Source organism: Allosphingosinicella sp. (assembly GCF_036387215.1).
Lineage (GTDB): Bacteria > Pseudomonadota > Alphaproteobacteria > Sphingomonadales > Sphingomonadaceae > Allosphingosinicella.
In genome coordinates this window covers 1-3,105 of the sequence record NZ_DASVUE010000019.1, presented here as the reverse complement: position 1 = coordinate 3,105, position 3,105 = coordinate 1, and the positions used below count along the sequence as shown (strand labels likewise).

General features: G+C 67.8%; 4 protein-coding genes. All 4 read left to right on the top strand.

Features of this window, described 5'->3' with window-relative positions; translation table 11 throughout:
* Positions 1 to 58: 58 nt before the first annotated feature.
* The gene (locus tag VF662_RS00715; RefSeq protein WP_464136497.1) at positions 59 to 265 is read left to right on the top strand and encodes a twin transmembrane helix small protein; all 207 of its coding nucleotides are present in this window, start codon (positions 59 to 61) and stop codon (positions 263 to 265) included.
* On the top strand, positions 266 to 841 hold the full coding sequence (locus VF662_RS00710; protein ID WP_464136493.1) for a cob(I)yrinic acid a,c-diamide adenosyltransferase: 576 nt from the start codon (positions 266 to 268) through the stop codon (positions 839 to 841).
* 61 nt (positions 842 to 902) lie between these two features.
* Positions 903 to 2,162 (top strand): ergothioneine biosynthesis protein EgtB, encoded by a 1,260-nt coding sequence (gene egtB / locus VF662_RS00705; RefSeq protein WP_464136491.1) that lies wholly within the window; start codon positions 903 to 905, stop codon positions 2,160 to 2,162.
* A partial coding sequence (gene egtD, locus VF662_RS00700; protein WP_464136488.1) for an L-histidine N(alpha)-methyltransferase occupies positions 2,162 to 3,105 on the top strand: 944 nt, incomplete at its 3' end. The genes egtB and egtD, both read left to right, overlap by 1 nt.

The window sequence follows — 3,105 nt, the reverse complement described above, 5'->3', positions numbered from 1 at the left end:
CCTTCGTATGGGCCAATTGCCGGGTGGATATTCGGCGTCCGCATCCTAGATAAGCATCATGCAAACCTTCCTCATGATCCTCATCATCCTCGCCGCGCTGGCGACGCTCTACGTGCTCGTGAAGGGCGTGGTCGGGATGGCGCAGGGCAAGGACATTACCGGCGTCCGCAGCCAAGGCCTGATGCGCCAGCGCGTGATGCTGCAGGCGGTGGCGATCATCTTCGTGATCCTGTTCATCCTCGTCGCCCGCGGCTCCGGATCCTGATTGGTCAAGCTCAACAAAATCTACACCCGCACGGGTGACGGCGGCGACACCGGCCTGGTCGACGGCTCGCGCGTCTCGAAGGCCGATCTCCGCATCGCCGCGATCGGCGACGTCGACGAGGCGAACAGCGCCATCGGCATCGCTCTCCTCCACGTGTCGGACGACGCGCACCGCCAGATACTCCGCCGGATCCAGAACGAGCTGTTCGATCTCGGCGCCGATCTCGCGACGCCGGGCGAGGACTTCACGCCGGGCGAAATGACCCTCCGGATCACCGCAGAGCAGGCCGAGCGGCTGGAGCGCGAGATCGACGGAATGAACGAGGCGCTGGAGCCGCTCCGCAGCTTCATTCTTCCCGGCGGCGGGGCAGGCTCCGCGCACCTTCACCTCGCCCGCTCGATCGTCAGGCGCGCCGAGCGCACGGCAGTCGCGGCCGCCTCGGCAATGGCGCTCAACCCGCAGGCGCTCATCTACATCAATCGCCTGTCGGACCATCTGTTCGTGCTCGCCCGCCTCGCCGCCAAAGGCGAGGGAGGGGACATATTGTGGCAGCCGGGCGCCACGCGCGGTTCCTGATCTGGATTATCTTCTTGGAAAGTCCGGGCCTGCTCCCGTAAACATTGCGCCGGGAGAGCGTATGGCGACGCAGGTGAGGCCGAGGGCGGACGATCTCGCGGAGCGGTTCCGCGCGATCAGGAGGCTTAGCCGCGAGATCGCCGCCCCACTGTCGGACGCCGACGCGACCATCCAGCCGCATCCCGACGCTTCGCCCACCAAATGGCATCTGGCGCATACCAGCTGGTTCTTCGAGACCTTCGTGCTGCGCGACCATGTCTGCGGCTACAGGCCGTTCGACGAGCGCTGGCCGTATCTCTTCAACTCCTATTATGAGGGCGAAGGCGAGAGGCAGCCGCGCGCCAGGCGGGGTATGCTCAGCCGCCCGAGCCTCGACCAGATCCTCGCCTATCGCGACCATGTCGACAGCGCGCTGGTCGCCGCGGCGGGCGATCTCCCGTTCGCGGCACGCCAGCTCGTCGAGCTCGGCCTCAATCACGAGGAGCAGCATCAGGAATTGATGCTGATGGACATGCTGGCGGCCTTTGCCGAGAACCCGCTGGCGCCGGCGATCTGGCCGCAAGAGCCGGAGGTGACCGGAGCAGCACCCGCGATACGCGGCGTGCGCGGGAGGATCGGCCTCGTGGAGATCGGCCATGGCGGCGCAGACTTCGCCTTCGACTGCGAGGGGCCGCGCCACCAGGTGTTCCTCCGGCCGCACGAGCTTGCCGACCGGCTGATCACCAACGGCGAGTGGCTGCGCTTCATGGCCGAGGGCGGCTACGAGCGGCCGGACCATTGGCTGTCGGACGGCTGGGCCTGGGTGCAGGCGAACGGGATCGAGGCGCCGCTCTACTGGCGCCGGGGCGAGGGCGGCTGGCAGCGTTTCGGCCTCGACGGGCTGCGGCCGGTCAACGAGGCCGAGCCGGTCTGCCATGTCAGCTATTACGAGGCGGACGCATTCGCGCGCTGGGCCGGGGCCCGCCTGCCGACCGAGTCGGAATGGGAGGCGGCGGCGCAGGGGCTCGACCCGGCAGGCGGCAACCAGCTTGACTCGGCGGGGCCGGTCCGCCCGAAGATTGCCGCCGCCGGCCCGGCGCCGCGGCAGACGTTCGGCGACGTCTGGCAATGGACGATGAGCGCCTTCCTCCCCTATCCCGGCTTCAGGCCCGCCGAAGGCACGGTCGGCGAATATAACGGCAAGTTCATGAGCGGGCAGTTCGTCCTGAAGGGCGCGAGCTGCGCCACTCCGCGGGGGCACAGCCGGGCGAGCTACCGCAACTTCTTCTATCCCCATCAGCGCTGGCAGTTTTCAGGCCTCCGCCTGGCGCGCGACCTCTGATGGATGCGCCGCGCGCGATCGCTGCCGCCGATCCGGCCTTCCGGGACGACGTGCTTGCCGGGCTTTCGGCGCCGATCCCGGCAATCCCCGCACGCTGGCTCTACGACCGGCGCGGCTCCGAGCTGTTCGAAGCGATCACCGAGCTTCCCGAATATTATCCGACGCGCACGGAGCGGGCCTTGCTCGAACGATCCTGCCCCGAGGTGGCGCGGATCGCCGGCACCGGCGGGGTCGTGGTCGAGTTCGGTTCCGGATCGTCCACCAAGACGCCGATCCTGCTCGGCTGCGCCCGCCCCTCCGCTTACGTCCCGATAGACATTTCCGGCGAGTTCCTCCGCGACTCCGCAGCCTCGCTCCAGCGCGACTTCGCCGACCTCCCGATCTATCCGGTCGAGGCCGATTTCATGCAGCCGATCACTCTGCCGGCCGAGGTGGACGGAACCGCCAAGCTCGGCTTTTTTCCCGGATCGACGATCGGCAATCTTGTGCCGCGCACCGCCGTCGACCTGCTCCGGGCGATGAAGGACACGCTGGGCGACGGCGCGTGGCTCCTGATCGGCATGGACCGGATCAAGGACACGGCCGTGCTCATCCGCGCGTATGACGATGAGGCGGGCGTCACTGCCGAGTTCAACTTGAACCTCCTTCACCGGATCAATTCCGAGCTCGGCGGCAATATCCCCGTCGATGCCTTCCGCCACCGCGCGATCTGGAACGACCGGATGAGCCGCATCGAGATGCACCTGGAGGCGGTCCGCGACGTCGAGTTCATGATCGCCGGCCATGCCTTCTCCTTCGCCAGGGGGGAGACGATCCACACCGAGAACAGCCACAAATACGGCTTCCGCGACGCCCGACTGCTGCTCCGCGCGGCAGGCTGGGGCGTCGTCGAGGAGTGGACCGACGCCGACGAGCAGTTCGTCCTCATCCTCGCCGAGGCCGA

Bases quoted from the DNA above. Each gene is read 5' to 3' on its own strand.
- VF662_RS00715 (WP_464136497.1), top strand. From the start codon at position 59: ATGCAAACCTTCCTCATGATCCTCATCATCCTCGCCGCGCTGGCGACG.
- egtB (WP_464136491.1), top strand. From the start codon at position 903: ATGGCGACGCAGGTGAGGCCGAGGGCGGACGATCTCGCGGAGCGGTTC.